Origin of the sequence: Neisseria zoodegmatis, from assembly GCF_900187305.1 — a bacterium.
Taxonomy (GTDB): Bacteria; Pseudomonadota; Gammaproteobacteria; order Burkholderiales; family Neisseriaceae; genus Neisseria; species Neisseria zoodegmatis.
In genome coordinates this window covers 1314190-1334746 of sequence record NZ_LT906434.1, presented here as the reverse complement: position 1 = coordinate 1334746, position 20557 = coordinate 1314190, and the positions used below count along the sequence as shown (strand labels likewise).

16 protein-coding genes and 2 tRNA genes are annotated in these 20557 nt (G+C 52.9%); 4 read left to right on the top strand and 14 right to left on the bottom strand.

Going from position 1 to position 20557, the window contains the following annotated elements:
• Position 1: 1 nt before the first annotated feature.
• The 4 genes from CKV66_RS06245 to CKV66_RS06230 form a co-directional block, all read right to left on the bottom strand.
• Entirely contained in the window at positions 2–1249 is a 1248-nt protein-coding gene (locus CKV66_RS06245) for a type VI immunity family protein (RefSeq protein ID WP_231990459.1), read from the bottom strand.
• Between the two features lie 3 nt (positions 1250–1252).
• Positions 1253–2707, bottom strand: a complete 1455-nt coding sequence (locus CKV66_RS06240; RefSeq protein ID WP_095197853.1) for a VRR-NUC domain-containing protein — start codon at positions 2705–2707, stop codon at positions 1253–1255.
• Positions 2708–2712: 5 nt separating this feature from the next.
• A complete protein-coding gene (locus CKV66_RS06235; RefSeq protein WP_095197852.1) occupies positions 2713–5247 on the bottom strand; it encodes a type VI secretion system Vgr family protein in 2535 nt (844 codons plus the stop codon).
• Between the two features lie 566 nt (positions 5248–5813).
• Positions 5814–5904, bottom strand: a tRNA-Ser gene (locus tag CKV66_RS06230).
• A 264-nt stretch (positions 5905–6168) separates the two neighbouring features.
• Here CKV66_RS06230 and CKV66_RS06225 point away from each other — a divergent pair.
• The 4 genes from CKV66_RS06225 to panC all read left to right on the top strand — a co-directional run bounded on the left by CKV66_RS06225 (position 6169) and on the right by panC (position 9879).
• Positions 6169–7854, top strand: coding sequence for a glutamine--tRNA ligase/YqeY domain fusion protein (locus CKV66_RS06225; RefSeq protein ID WP_085363272.1), 1686 nt, complete (start codon positions 6169–6171; stop codon positions 7852–7854).
• Between the two features lie 138 nt (positions 7855–7992).
• A tRNA-Thr gene (locus CKV66_RS06220) sits at positions 7993–8068 on the top strand.
• A gap of 123 nt (positions 8069–8191) precedes the next feature.
• Positions 8192–8980: a 3-methyl-2-oxobutanoate hydroxymethyltransferase gene (panB, locus tag CKV66_RS06215; RefSeq protein ID WP_085363271.1), complete on the top strand. Its 789-nt coding sequence runs from the start codon at positions 8192–8194 to the stop codon at positions 8978–8980.
• A 65-nt stretch (positions 8981–9045) separates the two neighbouring features.
• Entirely contained in the window at positions 9046–9879 is an 834-nt protein-coding gene (gene panC, locus CKV66_RS06210) for a pantoate--beta-alanine ligase (RefSeq protein ID WP_085363270.1), read from the top strand.
• Positions 9880–9942: 63 nt separating this feature from the next.
• On the opposite strand, the gene CKV66_RS06205 is transcribed toward panC, so the two are convergent.
• The 10 genes from CKV66_RS06205 to CKV66_RS06160 form a co-directional block, all read right to left on the bottom strand.
• Positions 9943–11322 (bottom strand): sensor histidine kinase, encoded by a 1380-nt coding sequence (locus tag CKV66_RS06205; RefSeq protein WP_085363269.1) that lies wholly within the window; start codon positions 11320–11322, stop codon positions 9943–9945.
• A gap of 20 nt (positions 11323–11342) precedes the next feature.
• Positions 11343–12020 carry a two-component system response regulator MisR gene (gene misR, locus CKV66_RS06200; protein WP_085363268.1) on the bottom strand — a complete coding sequence of 226 codons (678 nt, stop codon included), beginning with the start codon at positions 12018–12020 and terminating at the stop codon, positions 11343–11345.
• A gap of 398 nt (positions 12021–12418) precedes the next feature.
• Positions 12419–14773: an MMPL family transporter gene (locus tag CKV66_RS06195; protein WP_085363266.1), complete on the bottom strand. Its 2355-nt coding sequence runs from the start codon at positions 14771–14773 to the stop codon at positions 12419–12421.
• 51 nt (positions 14774–14824) lie between these two features.
• Positions 14825–15469, bottom strand: a complete 645-nt coding sequence (locus tag CKV66_RS06190; protein ID WP_331716133.1) for a hypothetical protein — start codon at positions 15467–15469, stop codon at positions 14825–14827.
• Entirely contained in the window at positions 15457–16500 is a 1044-nt protein-coding gene (locus tag CKV66_RS06185) for a beta-ketoacyl synthase N-terminal-like domain-containing protein (protein WP_085363264.1), read from the bottom strand. The genes CKV66_RS06190 and CKV66_RS06185 overlap by 13 nt, the downstream gene beginning before the upstream one ends.
• Positions 16497–16787 (bottom strand): acyl carrier protein, encoded by a 291-nt coding sequence (locus CKV66_RS06180; protein WP_085363263.1) that lies wholly within the window; start codon positions 16785–16787, stop codon positions 16497–16499. The genes CKV66_RS06185 and CKV66_RS06180 overlap by 4 nt, the downstream gene beginning before the upstream one ends.
• A 93-nt stretch (positions 16788–16880) precedes the next feature.
• Positions 16881–18134, bottom strand: coding sequence for an ABC transporter permease (locus tag CKV66_RS06175; RefSeq protein WP_085363262.1), 1254 nt, complete (start codon positions 18132–18134; stop codon positions 16881–16883).
• The gene (locus CKV66_RS06170; RefSeq protein ID WP_085363261.1) at positions 18131–19021 is read right to left on the bottom strand and encodes an ABC transporter ATP-binding protein; all 891 of its coding nucleotides are present in this window, start codon (positions 19019–19021) and stop codon (positions 18131–18133) included. Before CKV66_RS06170 ends, CKV66_RS06175 begins: the two co-directional genes overlap by 4 nt.
• Positions 19022–19050: 29 nt before the next feature.
• Positions 19051–20040: a BtrH N-terminal domain-containing protein gene (locus CKV66_RS06165; RefSeq protein WP_085363260.1), complete on the bottom strand. Its 990-nt coding sequence runs from the start codon at positions 20038–20040 to the stop codon at positions 19051–19053.
• Between the two features lie 92 nt (positions 20041–20132).
• A complete protein-coding gene (locus tag CKV66_RS06160) occupies positions 20133–20555 on the bottom strand; it encodes a hypothetical protein (RefSeq protein WP_085363259.1) in 423 nt (140 codons plus the stop codon).
• Positions 20556–20557: the final 2 nt, after the last annotated feature.

Sequence of the window (20557 nt, the reverse complement as noted above, 5' to 3'; positions counted from 1 at the left end):
CCTAAAATTCAGACGGCACCTCTACCGGGCCTCCGTCATCGCGTTTAACCAAACGCCAAACAACATATAATGCATTGGTAACTTGCTTATTTCCATCAGGCAATGTCCAAATATACTCGCCGTCATTTGGAAAAATTTCTCCCTGCTCCAAATGCTTTTCGATTCCTTCTGGAACATTATCCGGCACCCACATACCGCTGAAAGGCACTTCATACGGTTTCTGGCGGTACACCGGCATCAACTCGGCTTTATCCCCTTCAGGGTTGAAAATACCCTGTTCGAAATTAGCGTTATCCCAACGGCGCAGCCAATAATAACCCTGCGAGGCCGAATAGCGGGTTTTGCCGTTGCCGTAAGCAGTATGTATCGCATCTTTCAACTTTTCCACCCGAGCCGGACGCAGCAGGTTGTTGACCACCAAATAGGGAACCGGCAAGGGCTTGTTGCGGTCGCCGGTTGACGGGAAACTCCCCGCTTTGAATATCATCGTGTCGTTACAGGTTTGCAGGGTAATGTCGGGATAGTGGTTTAACACATTGTCTACCTCCTGCTTGTTCAGACGGCCTTGCAGTTTTTTACCGACAAAGGTGTACCAGTTGATAGATTTCAGGCCGATCTCCCAGTTGGTGTCATATGGAGTGAAATCAGGTGTTATCCCCCAGTAACGTTTGGTGGTGCTATGCTCGTAAAACTGATATTCAAACCCATCATAAGGTAATGAAAGCGTCAATCCGGCATAACCGTGAAATATGGAAAACTGCTTACAAAGATATGTTATCCACTCTTCAAACTCCTGTTTGCCTTGAGATGTTTTTAAAAGGGAAACCGGCAAATTAATTTGAAGATAGGATAATTCTTCATTCTGCTCGGTATTAGGTTTTGAAGTCAATGTATGAATAGCATAGTCAGGAGAAAAATCACCTGATTCATCAGAACATAAGTAACCAAATAATGGTTGTCCCTGCTCCGCCGCCTCAATCATTTTATGCTGTTTTTTAGTGAAAGCTGCCTGATTCAATTTGGCAAAACGAGACATATCTTCCCAGAAATGGGATTTTAGATAGTGATGATATTGCATATAAAAACGGTCAAACACTTCCAAAACCTTGCGCTGTCCTGCCACCGAGCCACCGTCGTGAAAGTAAATCAGAATAACCAACCCCAGTTGAGCCAATATCTTGTGCTCTTCGTCGTGCAGCAGAATGTCGCGGTATTCCCGTTCCAAGGCTTCGTATTGTTTTGATAGCATGTTTTATTTCCTATGTCGGTTATCAAATTCTCGAACTTTTTCTTCCCAACCCTCCAAATGGCTGGTATCCGAATTTTCACCGCATTCTTGCCACGGCAGGTAACGGATAATTTCATATTCATTGCGTTTATATGTTTGACCTTTCGGTTTCCTCTCAACAAGGTAGTGATACTCATAACAATTGCTGCGCTCTTCAAAACGTTCATCCGCCGCCCATACCTTTGCTGACACACCTAATGCAGGGGCAAATCTAGCAAGCCTCAATAAAAACGTTCCGGCGCCCAGTAGTGCGGCGGGGGCGAAATAAGCCGCTGCTGCAACAACCGCGACTGTCAGCACAACGATTGTGATGATTTCTTCTTTGTTGTCTTTAACAAACTTCAACGCCAAAGCCAGCGTATCGTCACCGGACATTACCACCTCTGCCTCCTGAATATAAGGCAGATGGTCACGCGGGATATCTTCATATTGTTCCAGATAGTCGGCAGCTTGCTGCAACTCGGCATCACTATATTCGACAACCTGACCATTTTCGCCTACCCAGCGTATGCCGTCTGAAGTACGTTCGAAATTGCCGAAACTGTCAAACCAAGGCGAATTGCGGCTCAACATTTCTACGGTTTCCGGACGGTAAGCCGCTTCCAAATCTTGCTTGTTAACCAATTCGCCGGACAGGATGTTGACAGGTTTGCCCGATGGAGGCGTTAGCCACGGTTCAAGACGAATTTTAGGCAACAGTTCTTCTTGTTTAAAACCAAACGCAGGCACCAAATCGGGCGAAAATTCATAAATATGCCGTTTGTTGTCTTTATTATTATCCTGCCAGATTTTCAATACGGCAAAGCGTTCGGGAGTGGCAATTTGCCGATAGGCCTTTGTTTGTGCTGGTTTAAGCTTATCGTTTCCATACTTCATCTCCACCAACCGTTTGAGATTATCGCCATAATTTTCTCCTGTAGGCGGATAGGCGGCATTACGTCCCGGCCAACGGGTTTTGTAATCGTTAACGATAATCAAATCGGGGCGCTTGACAGTAGCACCAGCCATAATGGCCGGCGAACCCTTCCAACGTGTATGCCTGCGGTTTTTTCCTTCGGTAGTCGGGTCGGTTAAGCTGATTTTTTCACCGATTTTTTCGATATAGTTTTCATTTTCCTGCTGCTCTTTTTTCCCTGCCTGCCTGTTTCTAGTCAAATGAGGCACAGGTGTTCCTTCTCCTTGGGGAACGCTGAAACTGACTTCAGGTTTGTAAGGCCAATAGTAGCTGGTCATTTTTTCCGTTAAGTTGACGACATGATCAAAGCCATTTTGCTTTTTATCCTGCGTTTTCTTACCTATCCGAAGTTTGGGTTTGTAGTATCTGAGAACGTAATCCCATACCAAATAAAGATAACCTAAATCAGACAATTCAATATCGGCATATTTTCTATCAACTTCCAGTCGTGTAATCATCGTCATGGTATTTACTCGTCGTCGTAAATTTCAAAATGCAGATTAATTGTGCCTCCGCCTGCAATATGTAAAAGATGCGGTGCTTTCTTGGGCTTATCTTCCCGAATAAATTCTACTTTTTGAGGAGAGGAAGTCGTAACCAACAAGGTTTCTCCTTTGTGGTTAGTTATCCCTTCTACTTGACTACCGTCCTCTAAAGTCAAAGTGTATGGGCGGTTAACCAATACATTTTGCGTTTTTTTATCCCTCAAAATATAACGTCCAGAATATAAAGGCTCGAATTTTGGCAAATTATTTGCTATAGCATGAGGATTGATGACCTGAAACCCTGCACACTTCACCCACACCATCTTCGGACAGCCCAGCTCAATGTTGCCATCCTTAATCTTGATATACGCCCCACCGCTGGTGAGCAGGATTTCGTCTTTGGCGGCCACGGTTACTTTACCGGCGCTGCTGGTAATGGTGGCGTCTTTGAGGGCGTTGATCTGCATCTCGTCGTTCTGTGCCTGTATCTCCACCTTGCCCTGATTGGCCTGTAACTTCGCCCCGTTGCTCTGGGCAAACAGGTTGACGCTTCCGACCGCATGGGCGGTGAATTTGCTGCCGGCGCTGATGTCGGTGTCGCCGCCGCTGATGTGGTGGATGTGTTGGCCGGCGGTATGCAATTGGCTTTGCGGGGTGGCGCTGGCGATGCCGTCGGGGGCGGATTGGATGATGCCGGCGCGTTGCAGCTGTTTGAGGCTGTCGTTCAGACGGCCTGCCTGTTCTTCGGCTTCGGTGGCTTCGTTTTGGGCGGTGTGGGCGGCTTTATTGAGGCTTTTGGCTAGGGAGATTGCCTGTTCGAGCTGGGCGATGGCTGCATCCATATCCAACACCTGCCCCGCCGCCTGATTTTGGGCATCGGCACTGATGAACAAGCCTTTGCCCGCCCTTACCGCCCCCCAACTGTCGGTACGCAGCTCGAAGCCTTCGCCGTTGTCGCCGCGTTTCTGTCTTTGGCCGTCGACGATATGGCCGAGGTTGAGTTGGGTTTTGCCGTATTCGGTCGCCAATTTGATGTGTTCCTGCCCCTGTTTGTCTTCCATGCGCAGCTTATTATTCGCCCAAGTACGGATAACGTTGCGGGTGTTCCAGTCGGCAGGCACGTGGTCGGGGTGGGAACTGTCGTGCATCACGCCGCTGATGTAGGGCCTGTCGGGATTGCCCTGTACAAACGACAGCATTACTTCGGTGCCTTCGTGCAGCGGGAAGTGTTGGCCGTAGTCGGGGCCGGCATAGGGCTTGGCTAAGCGGATGGGACGGCTTTCTCCGCCCGGACTCCATTCATCAAGGTCGAACGGCAGTTTGACGCGGTAACGGCCCATATTGTCGATATAGGCGTAGGTGTAGTTGCCGGGGCTGGTGACTCTGGCGGGAAGGCTGCCTTGGATCTTCGGCAACGGGGTGATGCGTTCGGGGCGGAAGATGCTGTCGGCGGGAATGGCGGTGAAAGTATGGCTGTATGCTTGGTCGCGGCTGCCGCTGTGGGTGAGCGATACCGCCAACCAGCCGTTGGGTGCTTCGCTGAAAGCCGGGGCCGTCTGAAACACCAGACCGGGGCGAAGCGCGGTGATGTTGCCGCTGCCGGAAGCGACGATACGGCGGCTGTGGTCGAGCTGTTGCAGTAAGGCCGTCTGAAGTTGGGCTTCTTCGGGTGTTTTTTGATGCAAACCCCAATGGCTGTCGCTGCCGAGTAAGACGCTGCTGTCGGTTTCCGTACCCTTCGCCGTTACTGCGGACGATAAGTCGGTATCGGCATCGCGGTAGTTGTAGTCGCCGACGCGGATGGATTCGAGAATGGGATTGTGCTTCACCTGTAAGGCAAACACCGCTTCCTCGCCAACGCTCTCCAACCCGCCGTGGGGGCGGTAGGGATAGGGGGAAGTGTGGCTGCGAAAATAATGGGCGGCATCGTCACCGAATACCGCCACATCGCCATATTGGGCATTCTGCTCGAAGGCATACCAAATCCCTTCTTCTTCGCACAGCCGGTTGAGAAAGGCAAAGTCGGATTCCTGATACTGGGTCACATACTCGCGTACACCGTATTCGCGTGAGGTATTGAAACGGAAATCGACGCCGGAGAAGCCGTGGTGTTTCAACAGCGACGAAATAATGTCGGGCACGTTTTGGTTTTGAAACAGACGCGAAGTGCGGTGGTGCTTCAATGCGGCGATGCGGGGTTCCAATACCATGCGGTAACGGGTCTCGTCCGCCGATACCGACAGCTTCTCGCACGAAGTGATGATGCCGCTCCATTCCTTCAGCGCTTGGGGGGCGATCATTCCTTCGATCAGTCCCAATGCATCGCTACTCACCGGCGTTACCGTAAACTTGGCCGCTTGGTTGATGTAGGACGACAGCGGTAAGTCTGAATCAACAGAAGTAAGTTCGATGTCGAGACGGTAGGCTGTGTTTAAGGCTTCGGTGGCGGTGAAGGAGACGACGGAGAGGGACGGACTGAAGCGGGAGAAGCTGAGGCGGTAGGATTGGGTTTGGGTCATCGCGGGCGTTCCAGAGCGTATGTCAAAGTATCGGAATTCAAGATATATGCTCTACAATATAGCAGAATGGACATCTTTGCCCAATATGGGTATGACAAAAGGCCGTCTGAAATTTCAGACGGCCTTGGGGTGCTAAGATTTATCTATAATATCAACCAGATTATAGAAACGACAGGCTTTGAGTATGACAAGCCAGATTCATCGGCAAACTACCAAGGTGAGCCTTGAATAGTATCAATTATGTTTCATTCATGAACATTTTGCCTATTCACAAAAGGCAAATAGTTAATCATGATGACACTTATTTTTACTAATATTGGTAAAGTGTTGGTGCGTTACGAATACAGCCCTCTCCAGAAAATTTCTAGACAACCAGACCGAGGTAAGAATGGGATTTGATTTACCAAGGCGGCCGTACCGAAGTGACTGACATATTGATAGGTGAATAACTACACATGAGAAAAGCCGGTAATTTTCACCGGCTTTTTTATTGGGTACACAATATGGTACATAAAATAAATATAACCTAAAATTATCTAATTCAATCATAAGGTTATAATAAAATATGGCAGAGAGGAAGGGATTCGAACCCTCGATACGCTATTCACGTATACACGCTTTCCAGGCGTGCGACTTCAACCACTCATCCACCTCTCTGTGGAAAACGGGATTATACGGATTTTAAAGTTTCATGGCAATAATATTAAACAAGTATTTAGCACCCAAAGTTCTCACCTTCCTTCAAAACAACACCATACTTTCCCGCCACCCTCTTATCGAAATCAAATACTAAAACCTTTGGATATGAAACGCAGGCAGCAATTTAATGTACAATACACAGCATATTCCAAACCTTTTCAGACGGCCTTTCGACACACAGGCCGTCTGAACATTATCCACATCACAAAACGACTTATCCCTATGATGAACAAAGACCAATTTGCCGATAACCACTTTATCCGCACCATCATCGACGAAGACCTCAAAAGCGGCAAACATACTGCCATCCAAACCCGTTTCCCGCCCGAACCGAACGGCTACCTGCACATCGGCCATGCCAAATCTATCTGCCTGAACTTCGGTTTGGCTTATGTTTACGACGGCCTGTGCAACCTGCGCTTTGACGACACCAACCCCGAAAAAGAAAATCAGGAATACGTTGATTCGATTAAAGAAGACGTAGAATGGTTGGGCTTTAAATGGGCTGGCGAGCCGCGTTATGCTTCCGATTATTTCGACCAACTGTTCGATTACGCCGTCGGTCTGATTAAAGACGGCAAAGCCTATGTGGACGATTTAACTGCCGAAGAAATGCGCGAATACCGAGGCACGCTTACCGAGCCGGGCAAAAACAGCCCCTACCGCGACCGCAGCGTCGAAGAAAATCTCGATTTGTTCATGCGCATGAAAAACGGCGAATTCCCCGACGGCAGCAAAACCCTGCGCCTGAAAATCGACATGGCCGCAGGCAACGTAAACCTGCGTGATCCGGTAATTTACCGCATCCGCCGCGCGCATCACCACAATACCGGCAACAAGTGGTGCATTTACCCCATGTATGACTACACCCACGCCATTTCCGATGCCATCGAAAACATCACCCATTCGCTGTGTACGCTCGAATTTGAGGCCCACCGCCCGCTGTATGATTGGGTGCTCGACAATATCCCGATCGACAACCATCCGCGCCAATACGAGTTTTCACGCTTGGAGCTGCTGTATTCCATCACATCCAAACGCAAACTGAACCAGTTGGTTTCAGACGGCCACGTTACAGGTTGGAACGACCCGCGTATGCCCACTATCTCCGGCATGCGCCGCCGCGGTTACACGCCTGAAGGCTTGCGCCTGTTTGCCAAGCGCGTCGGCATTTCCAAGTCTGAAAACGTGGTGGACATGAGCGTGCTCGAAGGCGCGATTCGCGAAGAGCTGGAAAATTCCGCTCCGCGCATGATGGCCGTGTTAAACCCGATTAAAGTAACGCTCACCAATTTTGAAGCCGGTAAAACCCAAAGCCGCAGTGCGCCTTACCATCCGCACCACGAAGAAATGGGCGAACGCGAAGTGCCCATCAGCCAAACCCTGTATATCGAAGCCGACGATTTCAGCGAAAACCCGCCAGCCGGCTGGCAGCGTCTGACTTTGGGCGGTGAAGTGCGCCTGCGTTACAGCTATGTGATTAAGTGCGACGAAGTGGTGAAAGACGAAAACGGCAACGTAATCGAACTCAAATGCAGCATCGACCACGATACCTTAGGTAAAAAGCCCGAAGGCCGCAAAGTAAAAGGCGTGATCCATTGGCTTTCCGCCGAACACGCCGTGCCGGTGCAAGTGCGCCTGTATGACCGCCTGTTTACCGAGCCGCGCCCCGATGCCGTTCGCGGCGAAGACGGCGAATACCTGCCGTTTACCGATTTCCTGAACCCCGAATCTGTGAAAGAAATCACTGCTTACGCTGAGCCTGTGGTCAATACGCTGGAGCCGGAAAGCCGCTGGCAGTTTGAGCGTTTGGGTTACTTCGTTACCGACCGCTACGACCACAGCAAAGAAAAGCCGGTGTTCAACCGCACGGTTACTTTGAAGGATACTTGGCAAGCGAAGGAATGAAACATTATTTTTCACTGCAAGCTTAAGCCATCTGAAAAATAATTTACCGAGAAAACAATACTTTCAAAAATTTTTAAAATTTTCTGCGCAAACTGCTTGCCAAACCGCATCAAGATGGGCATAATGCGCACTTCTTCAGCCGGTATAGCTCAGTTGGTAGAGCAGCTGACTTGTAATCAGAAGGTCCCGAGTTCGACTCTTGGTGCCGGCACCATAAAACAAAAACAGCCTGATCCCAGCGGTCAGGCTGTTTTGCTTTGGTTGAAATTTCACCTTCAGCCTCCATTATTAACCGCGTTTAAACTTAAGGCCGTCTGAAAAGAATCGGAATATTGTGATGATCACAGTCAACACTCTGCAAAAAATGAAAGCAGAAGGCGAAAAAATCGCCATGCTCACCGCCTACGAAGCCAGCTTTGCCGCCTTAATGGACAATGCCGGCGTGGATATTTTGCTGGTAGGCGATTCGCTCGGCATGACCGTACAGGGGCAAGCTTCCACCCTGCCCGTTTCCCTGCGCGATATGTGCTATCACACCGCAGCCGTCGCCCGCGGCACCCAAAACGCCATGATCGTGAGCGACCTGCCCTTCGGCGCATACCAGCAAAGCAAAGAGCAGGCGTTTGCCACCGCTGCCGAACTGATGGCCGCCGGCGCACACATGGTCAAGCTGGAAGGCGGCGTATGGATGGCGGAAACCACCGAATTCCTACAACTGCGCGGCATTCCCGTTTGCGCCCATATCGGCCTCACGCCGCAATCGGTGCATGCTTTCGGTGGCTATAAAGTGCAAGGCAAAGGCGACAAAGCGCAAGCGTTGCTGAACGATGCCAAAGCGCACGACGAAGCCGGTGCCGCTATTATCTTGATGGAATGCGTACCCGCCGCCCTCGGCAAACAAGTTACCGAAACCGTGAGCAGCCCCACCATCGGCATCGGCGCGGGCGTGGATTGCGACGGGCAAGTATTGGTGATGCACGACATGCTGGGCGTATTCCCCGGCAAAACCGCCAAATTCGTCAAAAACTTTATGGAAGGCCAAACCAGCATACAGGCTGCCGTAGCCGCTTATGTTGCCGCAGTCAAAAACAAAACCTTCCCTGCCGCCGAACATACTTTTTCATAATGTGAACAGGCCGTCTGAAACCTTGCTTTTCAGACGGCCTTATTCAGTTGAAGGACCAATCCTCCATGAAAATCATCCATACCATCAAAGAATTACGCGAATGGCGCAAAACCGCAGGCCGTGTGGCGTTTGTGCCTACCATGGGCAACCTTCACGAAGGCCATCTGGCTTTGGTGCGCGAAGCTCGTAAGCGTGCCGATCATGTCGTGGTCAGCATCTTCGTCAACCGTCTACAATTCGGCCAAGGCGAGGACTTCGACAAATATCCGCGCACTTTGCAGCAAGATGCCGACAAACTGAAAAACGAAGGCGTGGCGGTTGTTTTCGCTCCCGATGAAAAAGAGCTGTATCCGAACGTGGAACAACGCTACAACGTCGAGCCGCCCCACCTGCAAAACGAGTTGTGCGGCAAATTCCGCCCCGGCCATTTCCGCGGCGTGGCTACCGTTGTCTGCAAGCTCTTCAACATCGTCGAACCTGATGCGGCCTGCTTCGGCAAAAAAGACTACCAGCAGCTTGCCATCATCAAAGGGCTGGTTGAAGACTTGAACATCAACGTGGAAATCGTGCCCGTCGATACCGGCCGCGCTTCAGACGGCCTCGCCCTCTCCAGCCGCAACCAGTACCTGAACGAACAAGAGCGCGCCGAAGCACCGCGCCTCTACCGCGAGCTGTGCACCATTGCCGAAGCCGTGCACAACGGCAATTTGGCCTATGCCGAATTGGAAAACGCCGCTATACAGCGTTTAATCGATGCGGGCTGGTCGGTCGACTATGTTGAAGTCCGCCATGCCAGCAGCCTTGAAGTCGCCCATGCCGGCGATAAAAATCTGGTGGTTTTGGCCGCCGCGCGCTTAGGCTCTACACGCCTGATCGACAATATCGAAATGCATCTGTAAATCCATGCGAAAGGCCGTCTGAAAAGACATAAAAAAACGGAGCTTCAAAGCTCCGTTTTTTTGTTAGCCATTGCTCTTCTTAGGCAAAATAAAGCGCATTTTCAAACCGTTTGGCTTGATGTTTTCCGCAATAATCTTACCGTTGTGCTGATTCACAATATGCTTGGCAATTGCCAAACCCAAACCCGTGCCCGGCTTGCTGGCGCTGCTGTCTGCCCGATAAAAGGCTGTGAAAATATGTGGCAGTTGCATTTCATCGACACCGGGGCCGTTGTCAATCACATCAATCACCCAGTTTTTCGAATCTTGGCACAATCTGACTTTAATCGTGCTGCCTTCAGGGCTGTATGCCATGGCATTGCGTATCACATTGTCGAAAGCACGGTAGAGGAAGCCTTCGTTAGCCATAATAACTGCGCTGTCGGTAACTTTTTCCACCTCCAAGCTCACAGTTTGATGGTTTTGCAGTGCAACGGCCTGGCTGTCTTCAACCAATTGTTTGAAAAACGGCAACATCGCCAAATTGTCTTTTTCTAAAGGCATGTTAGACGTTTCCAAACGCGATAAGGTCAGCAATTCGCCCACCAGCGTATCCATGCGGGTCAGCTCGCCTTCGAGACGTTTGAGGTATTGTTCCTGCTTTTGCGGCTGCGATTGAATCAGCCCCACAATCGCCTGCATCCGCGCCAACGGGGAACGCATCTCATGCGAAACGTGATGCAACAAGTGGCGCTCTTTCGCTACAAGCTGCTCCAACTGCACCGCCATTTTGTCGAACAATACCGCTAGTTGCGACAATTCATCATCACGATCATCCATCTGCTGGGAAATGCGGGTATCCAAATCGCCCGAAGCCAAGCGGTTCATACCGAAACCGAGAATGCGGATGGGTTTGGTAATGTTGTTGGTCAGGATATAAGCCAACAGCAAACCGACCAAAATAATAAACGACAAGATGATAAATTCGTGCCAAATCGGGGCAAGCTCCAATCCGGGGATAAACAGCGGGCTGGGTAAACGCTGAACTTGCTGATTGTCCCAATTGCGGATGAAAAACAGGTATTCCTCGCCCCAGCGGTCATACTCTATGCGGGCGAGATCCGAATTGGGGTTCGATATGGCAAATTTGCGCGCATTGGCTATCATTTCCGAGTCAATCGGACGCTCCAAAATATCCTGTTCGTCGTCACCCGTAATCACAAGCACATTATGCGCAACCGGATTGTCTTTCCATTCGGTCAGAATTTCATTGGCACCCTGCTCGCCCCTCGCTCTGAATGCAGAAACAATGCTGTTCATCAGCGTGGTTTCTATCGTGCGCCGCTGCTGGAACTGGTTTTCAGCAATGGTATTTTGCACCAACCAGAAAGAAAAACTCGCCACGAATATTGCGCAGATAATCACTGCGCAAAACGTGGCGAATATACGTTGAAACAGTTTCATTTAGCTGTTTTATCTTTTCATCAGTTTTTCACAAACAAATAACCCAAACCGCGTACAGTCTGAATCAGAGAAGCATCGCCCAATTTGTGACGGATGCTGGAAATATGCACGTCGATACTGCGGTCGAATTTGGCAAGTTTGCGGTCGAGCGCTTCTACCGACAAGGTTTCTTTGCTCACTACCTGACCGGCATGACGCATCAGCACTTCCAATAAGTTGAACTCAGTGCTGGTCAGCTCCAAAGGCACGTCTTTGATGGTAGCTTGGCGTTTGGCCGGATACAGCACCACATCGCTCACCGAAATGCTGTTGGGGCTGGCGCTTTGCTCGCCGGATTGCTGGGCACGGCGCAGAATGGCATTGATACGGGCCAGCAACTCGCGTGGCGTGCAAGGCTTCGGCACATAGTCGTCGGCGCCCATTTCCAAACCGATAATGCGGTCGATATCGTCGCCTTTGGCGGTGAGCATGATAATCGGCACGGTGCTTTGGTTGCGCACGTTTTTCAATACATCCAAGCCGTTCATTTTCGGCATCATCGAATCCAATACGACTACATCGTACTGGCCGGATAAGATTTCCTGCACGCCGGCTTCGCCGTCGGGCACGCTGTGTACATTTAAACCCTCTGCCGTTAGGTATTCGGTTAACAGCTCGGTTAACAGAGCATCATCATCTACCAATAATACGCGACTCATGGTTGGTCCTTTATACGGTTATAGTGGGTGGCTGCGCTTTTGCAGATTATGCAGCCTCAATGGATGAATCTTAACATGCAAATCTAATCCGTTATAGCACTTGCTTCTATGCTTTTGCGCTTTTTTGCAATGGCAACAACGGTCTTTACAATTCGTTTTGCATACCGATTGGTTTTTGAAAACGGTATGTTTTTGGAACTTATGTTAAGAATGAAAGATGGTTTGTTTAATTCAGGCCGTCTGAAAATTTTTTCACTTACAAAGGCATATTGCATTCTGTCTTTCATACGAGTTGAAACACAGGGAAATATTTTCAGACGGCCTCTTTATTTAAGATGGTTCTTTTTGCCAAACTTTCAAGCCATGCGGGCGTGTTTACATTTCAAACGCATGAAAATTCAGCTGACTTTGTGTTCTTCCAGCAGCCACGCCGACAGCCACAGGTTCAACACCACTCCCACGGCCACGGTTAATCCGAAAGCGGCGACAGCGGGCGTGCCGCTCATGCCGAGCAAAACAAAGGAAATACCGGTGGTGAGCGCAGCCAAAAGCATGCCGCCCAAGCGTGCGGGCGCGGAATGTTTGGCGGCAACGGCATAAACGGCGTAATCGACACCGATGGCGGAAACCAGCAGCAAACCGAACATGGCAAACAGGCTTACCGGTACGCCCAACCAGCCCAACACGGCTACCGAGCCGACCGCCGCCGCCAAAGGTACGGCGAGAATCTTGATGCCGCGCTTAGTGCCGAACATGCGCCACAGCAACAGCCACGCCAGCGTGTAAGAAGCGAGTTTCAGCCAAGCCGCCTGATTGCGGGTGGCGTGAAACAATTCGTTTAAGTGCGCGCGTTTGTCCGCCCAATGCACGCCCTTCATGCCTTGTGTGGCCGTCTGAACTGCAGCCGGGTCGGCCAAGCCGTTTAAACGGATAACCGACGCAAACCGCCCTTGCTCCGCTTCTCCGAGATACAAAGGCCGCCAAGCTTCCGCCAGCTCGGGTTTGAGGCCGTCTGAAAGCGTGAGTGCGGGCGTTTGCGCAGCTTGATTTAAGGCTTGGCGCATGGTGTTTCGCGGCACGCCGATGTCGTGCATGGCCTGCCACGCATCGGGCAATCTGGCTAATTCGCGCAAACGGTTTTGCAGTTTTTGCTGTTCGGTCACGGGCAGCAGCCATTGGTCGAGCGACTGCACGCCACCCAATTTTTGCTGTGCAATAAGCGGCTGCAATGCGCGACGGACTTCGACGTTTTTCTGTAAAAGCGCATCTTCACTTTCGGCTTCGACCACCAAATATTGACCGCTGAAATCGGTGCCGGACAACACGCCGATTTGCCGCGCTTCGGCCAGCATTTCAGACGGCATGTTGACCCATTGGCGGATATCGTCGCGCCAGTCGCTACGCCACAATCCTGCCGCAAGAAAAATACCGCCCACAATCCACCAACCGCGGCGGTGCAGGCGTTTTTTGATGCGTGCCGACACCTCGCCCAGCTTTTCCACCCAGCCGGCAAAGGGAACGTCTTTCACAGGATAACGTGCAAACAAAACGGGCAGCCACAACACGGTTGCGCCAAACGCGCCCAGCAGTGCAAAGCCAGAAAACACCGCGGTTTGCCGCAACACCGGCAGCGGCGTGAACCATAAAAACGCATAGCCTGTTACCGTGATAAACAGGCTTACCGCAAAAGTCGGCATCACATGGCGCATGGCGGAAGCGGGCTGCCACGGGCCGTCTGAAAGCGCGTGGTATTCGCTTTCCGAACGGCGGAACACCGACGGCGCCAGCCAATGCAGCGGGAAATCGACCAGCATCCCCACCAAGCTCGTGCCGATCACAATCGTGAGGATATGCACTTCGCCGAACACCAGCAGCGCCGCCGCCAGCCCCGTCAACATGCCTGCCGCCAGCGGCACCGTCAGCCAAAACACGCGCGCACTGCGGAACACCCACAGCAGCAGCGCAAAAGTGAGCAGCAAACCGGCAGCGCTCATCAGTTTACTTTCACGCTGGGCTTGCGCTTTGGCAGCAGCAGCAAACACCGCACCGCCCGCGCTTAAGGTATCGACCTTGCGCTCCGCTGCCAGCTTTCGGCTTGTTTCCAGCAGCGGCAGCAATCCTTCGCTGGCGTTGGCTACATGATTGGCATCGGGCAATCTGCCGCGCAGCACCACCCACGTTTTTCCCTGTTCGTCTTCGGTAAACAGCATGCCGTTGTCGGCATTCCACTGCAAACGGCTCTGCGGGCGGGCGCGTTCGGTTACAAAACGGCCGAAGCCCAGCCAATCTTGCTCCAGCGATAAAGGAGAAGGCGCGGCAAAGGGGTTTACCGCCGCCTCTGCACGCGCCTGAAAATAGTGTTTGGGCTGTTCAAACAGCAAGCGCTGCTGTTCAGACGGCATCACCGCCAGCCCCACCTTTTGGATATCCGCACGCACCTGCGCCAAATCGGGCGTGATGCTGCTGTCCACTTCGGCAAACACGCCGCTTTGCCGCCACTGCCCGGCAATATCCGAGGCCGTCTGAAACGCTGTTTCCGCATCGCTGCTTCCGGCCAACATCACCACTTGCGAATTAAGCTGCTTTTCGTTGGCCGCATCCGCCGCCAGCAACAGCGCGTCGGGCTGCTCTTCCTGCGGCAGCAGCGCGGTCAAATCGGTTTGCAGCCAAGACGTTGCGGCGAAGCTGTACAGCAGAAAACCGAGCAGTAAAACCATCAGCGCGGTGTAAGTGCGTCGGATTGAAGCGAGCATGGAAACTCCTTATGGCTGTGGAAATGAATATTTTATGGGGCGGCAAATCGTCTAAAGTACGTTCAAACGGTTTAACCAATCGGCAACACCCTGCCAATAATAGCAGTTTTCAGACGGCCTGCTGATGCCGTCTGAAACGCCAAGCGTCAGCTCCGCACCGTTTTGCCCTCCGCGCTCCAGCAATATCCAAATGCTGCCTTCCTGAAGCTGCTCCGATTGCGGCGGCTGCTCGAAGCACCAGCCGACGGCAATCTGCTGCCCGACATTCAGGCTGTTGGCGGCAAGTTGCACGATTTGGCACCATGACTCGGGGCGGTTGTCGGCGGCAATCACCAGCGATGCGCCGCTGCTGCCGAGCGCCTGCGCGGTGTGGAATGCGGGGGCGTTGTGCAGATTGGCGATAAAATCAAACGGCATGGCCACATGATGGTTGAGCACGTTGTCGGCCATTTTCTCAAACAGCGACGGCGAAAAAAACGGTGTGGCCGCATAAACGGCGCAATCAGGTTTGATTTCCGCCCGTTCGAGCAGCAGGCTGCCGCCGAGCGCGGCAATCAGGCTAAGGCGGCTGAGGCGGCGGGCATCGATGCCGGTTTGCGCTTGCAGCTGCTGTTTGAGTGTTTTGACCGCGACCGTCGCTTCGGTGTCGAAACGCACGGCAGCGGTGATGTTTACGGGGGGATTTATTTTGTCCATTGCCATACCATCGCGGTGTTGCTGCCGCCGAAACCGAAGTGGTTACTTAAATAATGGCCGTCTGAAAAAGCGACGGGATTGCCGTTAAGGTCTTGCCCGCCGCCTTGCTGCAAGGCTTCGGCCAGCAGCGCAGTTTCCAATGCCGTGCTGGCGCCGAGGGTGTGGCCGATGCGCGGTTTAAACACCAACAGCGGCGGCAATGTGCCGAACACTTGCTGCAAGGCTTGAAGCTCGGCGGCATCGCTGTCTTGCGTGCCGATGCCGTGCGTTTTCACCGCGCAGATGTGTTCGGGAGAAATCTGTGCGGCAGCTAAAGCGCGGCGGATCACGTCGGCTTGGGCAAGGCTGTCGCTTTGGACGGCGCTGGCGGTGGCTGTGTTGGCGGCATGTGCAACCAAGCGCAAAGCCGAAGCGTTTTGGGGTGCAGACGAACACGCCAACGCAGCAATGCCTTCGCCCAACATCAGGCCGTTGCCGCCGAAAGGCCGGTAATCGTCGGTAAACAAGCCCAAGCTGTGAAAATGCAGCAGCGTCAGGCGGTTGAGGCTTTCCAGCCCGAGCACAAACGCGCGCGGATGCAAGTCGCTGCGCAGCCAGTTGTCGGCTTGAATCAAAGCATGGGTAGATGATGTGCAGGCGGTGGCGAAGCTGAAAATGTTGGGATTGCCGCTGCGTTTTTTCAGGTCACGGGCGAGAAGAAGCAGGGAATATGTGTCTTCATCGTACCCGTTTTGGTCGGGATGGCGGTTTTCGTATTCTGACATCAAATAAGAACTCGAGCCGATAAACACGGGCATTTCGTGCCAACTTTCAGACGGCCACCCTGCCCGTTCGGCGGCTTGGCGCAAATGCTGTTCGGCCAATGCCACCATTTCGGCGCGGCTCAGGCTATCGTTGGAAAATGCGCGGAAATACTTGGCCTGCTGCGCTTGCTGCAAAAAGGTAAAACCAACCGTTGCGGGTTGGTTGGCGCTGCATCCGGCTTGCGGTTGCTGTGCGGAAGTAGCCGCCTGCCCGCACACATACATCATGCGCCGTGCTCCGCGCGCACGAAGGCCGCCAAATCGCGCACGGTCATCATGTGTTTGCGCACTATGCGGTCGCCTTGCAAGCGCACTTGGAAATGCTGTTGCAAAGCGACGGTAATTTGCAGCGCGTCGAGCGAATCCAAATCAACATTGCTCTGCCCGCCGAACAGCACGGCATCGTCGGCAAAATCGGCCAAATCAATGCTGTCGGCTTTGTCGGATTCTTGCAGTATCAGTTTTTTCAACTCGGTTTCGAGCGCGCCCGGTGCCAGGGTAAAGGTGTAAGACATGGTGTTCTTTCGGTATTCGGTATGTGTTTCAGGCCGTCTGAAACGTTTTTTGCGAAACTCTCGCACGGCTCGGTTTCAGACGGCCTCGTTCGGTTAAAACCGCACTTGCGTTTGCAGCTGCTGCCTGTACAGCAACACCGCCAGCACAAGCGTAACGGCTGCAAAAGCGGCCAATAATTGCAGATAAAGCGTGATGCCGTCCAAACCGCTGCGGTTGAGCAGCAATTCTTGAAAGGCTTTCAGCCCCCACGACATCGGCGACACCCAAGCGGCCTGCTGCATGGCTTCGGGCATCACATGGGCGGGCACCATAATGCCGCCGATGGCCGCCATCAGAATCACGCCGCCGCCGCCCAACACCACCGCGTGTTCGGTGGACTTAGCCACCACGCTCACCAGCAGCGCATAACCCAAAGCCGCCGCGCTCACCGCCGCCGACAGCAAAACATAAGGCCACAGGCTGCCGTTTAACATCAAAGCAGGCACGCCGATTTGCGGCAGCAGATAGCGGCCGAGCAGCAGCATGCCGGCAAACTGCAACTGGTTAATCAGAAAATACGGCACCAGTTTGGCGGCAATCAGCCCTGCCGCCCCTGCACGGGCAAGGCGCAGGCGGGTGATGGTGTTGGTTTGGCGCTCCAAAGCCATCACGTTCGACAGCGGTATCATAATGAAAAACATACCGAAAATCAGCCATGCCGGTACGCTGTGCTGCACGGCGTTCGGTTTGGACACCGCACCGCCCTGCACGGTCAGATAATGTTCTTTGAGCATGGGCTGCTTCAGAAAATCGCTGACAACGGCAAACTGCTCGGCGTTTTTTTCATCCACTTTTTTCTGAATGCTGTCGCGGATTTTTTTCGGCAACTGCTTGTTATCCACAGTGATGCCGGTGCCGCCGTCGAAATAAGCATTCAGGCGCGTTTCGGTGTAGTGCTGCTGCAAAACGCCTTTCACCGCCGCCAGCCAAGAAGGCTCGGTGTCGGGCGGCACATAAATATCCAGCGCACGGCTGTCGGCAAGCGCGTCGGAAGCGGCGTTGGGATTGTGTAGCACCAGCTGGAAACGCTTGTCGTGCAAGCCTTGCTGCGCGTCTTTGAGTTTTTCAGACGGCATCAGGCTCACCTGCATGTTTTCCTTTTGCAAAGCGGCAGCAAAAGCGGTGTTGACTTTATCTTCTGCTACGCCCACCAAAGCAATGCGGCTGTCGGTATGCGGATCTTCATCGCGGCTCAGAGCCAGCGACATAATCAGCATAAACGCCACGGGCATCACAAACAGCACGGCCAAACCGTGCAGATCGCGGCTTAAGAGTTTGAGTTCTTTGATTAAAGAGGCGACAATCATGCGGCTTCTCCGCGCAGAAAATCAAGGTAAAACGCCTCCAGCGAACCGTGCCCCTGCTGGAAATAACGGATATCCGTGCCGCTCTGCTGCAAGATTTCATACACTTCGGCCGGCGTGCGCGCGGTTTCCATCATGCCGCGGCCGTCAACAGCTTCGGCTTGCAGCAATGCCAGCGTTTCAGACGGCAGCGGCGGTTCGGTAATAAAACGCACCCGTTGCTCCTGCTCTGCCAATAGCTCGTCCAACGCGCCCTGATAAACCAAACGGCCTTGCTGCAACAGCGCGATTTTGCTGCACAACTGCTCGATTTCGGGCAGATAGTGGGACGTATAAACAACGGTTACGCCGTTGCGCGTCAGTTCCGCCACGCTGTCGAGGATAAAACGGCGCGACTGCGGATCGATGCCGACGGTAATTTCGTCCAAAAACACCAGTTCGGGCGCATTAATCAGGCCGATGGCGAAATTCAACCGGCGTTTGAGGCCGCCCGAAAGATGCTTCGCCGCCTTGTTTTTGTGCTCGGTGAGGCCGGTTTGCTCCAGCAGCGTTTTCAGACGGCCTTTGTCGCGCATTTTATATAGAGATGCGAAAAACAGCAGGTTGTCCCACACCGAAAGCTGCGGATAAAACGCAAAATCCTGCGGCACCAGCCCGATTTTCTGCCGCTCCGCCCGGCTCAAACGGCGGATGGGTTTGCCGTTAAACAAAATCTCGCCGCGCTGCACGTCTTGCAAACCGGCCAGCAGCGACATCAGCGTAGTTTTGCCCGCGCCGTTGTGCCCGAGCAAACCCCAACATTCGCCCGCGGCAATATCAAGCGAAACATCCGCCAATGCGTCGGCATCGGCGGCGGGATAGCGGTGTGAAAGAGATTGGATGTGAATCATAAGTATCGGGTTTTCAGACGGCCTGTTGGTTAAGATTTCAAACTACGCCACAAGGCTTCTTCCTTATCGGCAATCCCGCGCAGAAAGTCGGCAATCTCGCGGCAACCGTTTTCAGACGGCTTCTTACACTGCTTCACGCACTTGGCGGCAAACATGCGCCAGTCGTCGCCGATGGCGGTGAGTTGCTCGGAGGCCGTCTGAAAACGGGATTCGCCGCAAACTTCGGCGGCCTGCTCGAGAAAATAGGCGTAGATGTAGCGGAAGCCTGCGCCGCCTGTGCCGATTTCTTCCTGCATGCGTACGAGATGGCCGAGAAAGAGCTGTTGGTATTTGGCAGACTGTTTGCGCGGCAGGGATTCTATTTTTTTCGCCACGGTGCGTATGCCTTTCACGCCGGCGAAAAATACGGGGGCAAGCATGTGTTTGGCGTTTTTGCGGATAGCAGTACGAATCAGCGCGGGCAGTTCGGCCTGAGCGTTTTCAGACGGCCTGTTGTGCAGGGTGTACATCATGCCTTTGGCCGCCAACGCGCCTTTGGCAAAACGTGCGCGCTGCAAGTCTTCGGCAGCGCAGCGCTGCACGGTTTCAAACACGGGGTCGCTGATGAGATAGTCGCCGCCCTCTTTGCCGTACACCAACAAATTATGCGCGTTGAAATGAAAACGCATGTGCGGTGGAAAGTAAGGCAGCCAGAATACGGAAGTCTGCAAGCCGGCCAAACGGCCTTGCGACAACGCTTCATCTAATGCGGCCTGCCCTTCCTGTTCGCTCGAAAACTTGCGGATATCCAGCTTGAGATTCAACGCCTTGCAGGTGTTTTTGATGATGCTGCGCGGCACGGTGCGGTAAGACACGAGCGGCATGCCCGCCAGTTTCACAACCGGCAGATACACAAAAGAAAGCCCGTGCGCCAAGCCGAAAACCATGGCTTCGTTGAGCGGCAGGCCGTGGTAGTTCAGCAGCGTGGACATGACGCCGCTTTCGCAATGGGCGGTATGTTGGTGAGGGAAATCGGTCATAGGGTTTTGGTGTTGAGGCCGTCTGAAAGCGAGCTTTGCGGGTTTTGCGAAAGCCGTTTCAGACGGCATATCATGGTCAATACGTTAGATCATTAAGTTGAGGCTTTGTGTATGGGCGAACCGGCCTCGGCGCTTTTCAATTCGTCTAGGCTGATACACAAAGCATCGGCGTACTTGCGCAAGGTTTTTTCCGACAGTTTGGCAAACACCTCGGGGCGCAAGTGGCGGCGCAACTGCCATTTCCACACGCCCGCCGCCATCGCTAAGCTGGTTTCGTCGTGGCGGAAGCGGAACATATGGTAATACAGCGGCGAATATGCGCCTTGCGCCACAGCTTCGCGCGCCGCTTCGGTTTGCTGTTCCAACTCCGACACCGCCATTTCGGTGGCGTAGGATTCTTCCTGCCAGCCGGTGCTGGTGGCGGCTTCGTAGTGGCCGTTGCGCGTGCCATAAATGATTTTGCGCTGGCCGTGATACGACTTGCTGTTGTCTTGCGGAATATCTTCAACTTCCATTT

Excerpts from the sequence above, each read along its gene's own strand:
- CKV66_RS06245 (WP_231990459.1), bottom strand. The coding sequence starts at position 1,249 with ATGCTATCAAAACAATACGAAGCCTTGGAACGGGAATACCGCGACATT.
- CKV66_RS06240 (WP_095197853.1), bottom strand. The coding sequence starts at position 2,707 with ATGACGATGATTACACGACTGGAAGTTGATAGAAAATATGCCGATATT.
- CKV66_RS06235 (WP_095197852.1), bottom strand. The coding sequence starts at position 5,247 with ATGACCCAAACCCAATCCTACCGCCTCAGCTTCTCCCGCTTCAGTCCG.
- CKV66_RS06225 (WP_085363272.1), top strand. The coding sequence starts at position 6,169 with ATGATGAACAAAGACCAATTTGCCGATAACCACTTTATCCGCACCATC.
- panB (WP_085363271.1), top strand. The coding sequence starts at position 8,192 with ATGATCACAGTCAACACTCTGCAAAAAATGAAAGCAGAAGGCGAAAAA.
- panC (WP_085363270.1), top strand. The coding sequence starts at position 9,046 with ATGAAAATCATCCATACCATCAAAGAATTACGCGAATGGCGCAAAACC.
- CKV66_RS06205 (WP_085363269.1), bottom strand. The coding sequence starts at position 11,322 with ATGAAACTGTTTCAACGTATATTCGCCACGTTTTGCGCAGTGATTATC.
- misR (WP_085363268.1), bottom strand. The coding sequence starts at position 12,020 with ATGAGTCGCGTATTATTGGTAGATGATGATGCTCTGTTAACCGAGCTG.
- CKV66_RS06195 (WP_085363266.1), bottom strand. The coding sequence starts at position 14,773 with ATGCTCGCTTCAATCCGACGCACTTACACCGCGCTGATGGTTTTACTG.
- CKV66_RS06190 (WP_331716133.1), bottom strand. The coding sequence starts at position 15,469 with ATGGACAAAATAAATCCCCCCGTAAACATCACCGCTGCCGTGCGTTTC.
- CKV66_RS06185 (WP_085363264.1), bottom strand. The coding sequence starts at position 16,500 with ATGATGTATGTGTGCGGGCAGGCGGCTACTTCCGCACAGCAACCGCAA.
- CKV66_RS06180 (WP_085363263.1), bottom strand. The coding sequence starts at position 16,787 with ATGTCTTACACCTTTACCCTGGCACCGGGCGCGCTCGAAACCGAGTTG.
- CKV66_RS06175 (WP_085363262.1), bottom strand. The coding sequence starts at position 18,134 with ATGATTGTCGCCTCTTTAATCAAAGAACTCAAACTCTTAAGCCGCGAT.
- CKV66_RS06170 (WP_085363261.1), bottom strand. The coding sequence starts at position 19,021 with ATGATTCACATCCAATCTCTTTCACACCGCTATCCCGCCGCCGATGCC.
- CKV66_RS06165 (WP_085363260.1), bottom strand. The coding sequence starts at position 20,040 with ATGACCGATTTCCCTCACCAACATACCGCCCATTGCGAAAGCGGCGTC.
- CKV66_RS06160 (WP_085363259.1), bottom strand. The coding sequence starts at position 20,555 with ATGGAAGTTGAAGATATTCCGCAAGACAACAGCAAGTCGTATCACGGC.